We start from the raw sequence: 1,459 nt of genomic DNA on the forward strand, positions 1-1,459 counted from the left end.
TGATCCGGAGATTTCCGAATGGGGAAACCCACTGTTCGTAATGGAACAGTATTTCTACTTGAATACATAGAGTAGTAAAGGCAGACCCGGGGAACTGAAACATCTAAGTACCCGGAGGAAGAGAAAGCAAACGCGATTCCCTGAGTAGCGGCGAGCGAAACGGGATTAGCCCAAACCAAGAGGCTTGCCTCTTGGGGTTGTAGGACACTCTATACGGAGTTACAAAGGAACGGAGTAAATGAAGAGGTCTGGAAAGGCCCGTCAAAGAAGGTAACAACCCTGTAGTTGAAACTTCGTTCCCTCCAGAGTGGATCCTGAGTACGGCGGGACACGTGAAATCCCGTCGGAAGCTGGGAGGACCATCTCCCAAGGCTAAATACTCCCTAGTGACCGATAGTGAACCAGTACCGTGAGGGAAAGGTGAAAAGCACCCCGGGAGGGGAGTGAAAGAGAACCTGAAACCGTGTGCCTACAAGTAGTTAGAGCCCGTTAATGGGTGATAGCGTGCCTTTTGTAGAATGAACCGGCGAGTTACGATTTCATGCGAGGTTAAGTTGATAAGACGGAGCCGTAGCGAAAGCGAGTCTGAATAGGGCGTTTTAGTATGAGGTCGTAGACCCGAAACCAGGTGATCTACCCATGTCCAGGGTGAAGTTCAGGTAACACTGAATGGAGGCCCGAACCCACTCACGTTGAAAAGTGAGGGGATGAGGTGTGGGTAGCGGAGAAATTCCAATCGAACCTGGAGATAGCTGGTTCTCTCCGAAATAGCTTTAGGGCTAGCCTCATGTAGTAAGAGTCTTGGAGGTAGAGCACTGTTTGGACTAGGGGCCCTCATCGGGTTACCGAATTCAGACAAACTCCGAATGCCAAAGACTTATCCATGGGAGTCAGACTGCGAGTGATAAGATCCGTAGTCGAAAGGGAAACAGCCCAGACCACCAGCTAAGGTCCCAAAGTATACGTTAAGTGGAAAAGGATGTGGAGTTGCTTAGACAACCAGGATGTTGGCTTAGAAGCAGCCACCATTTAAAGAGTGCGTAATAGCTCACTGGTCGAGTGACTCTGCGCCGAAAATGTACCGGGGCTAAACGTATCACCGAAGCTGTGGATTGACACCGTAGGTGTCAGTGGTAGGAGAGCGTTCTAAGGGCGGTGAAGCTAGACCGTAAGGACTGGTGGAGCGCTTAGAAGTGAGAATGCCGGTATGAGTAGCGAAAGAAGGGTGAGAATCCCTTCCACCGAATGCCTAAGGTTTCCTGAGGAAGGCTCGTCCGCTCAGGGTTAGTCGGGACCTAAGCCGAGGCCGAAAGGCGTAGGCGATGGATAACAGGTTGATATTCCTGTACCACCTCTCTTCCATTTGAGTGATGGGGGGACGCAGGAGGATAGGGTAAGCGCGCTGTTGGATATGCGCGTCTAAGCAGTTAGGCTGGTCGTGAGGCAAATCCCACGACCG

General features: G+C 51.2%; 1 rRNA gene (cut by a window edge). It reads left to right on the forward strand.

The features are described 5' to 3' along the window. Positions 1-1,459: ribosomal RNA gene (locus tag WAK64_RS22300) — 23S ribosomal RNA — on the forward strand (its annotated part continues 1,475 nt past the right edge of the window); the annotation flags it as partial.

The organism is Bacillus spongiae (assembly GCF_037120725.1).
Classification (GTDB): Bacteria; Bacillota; Bacilli; order Bacillales; family Bacillaceae_K; genus Bacillus_CI; species Bacillus_CI spongiae.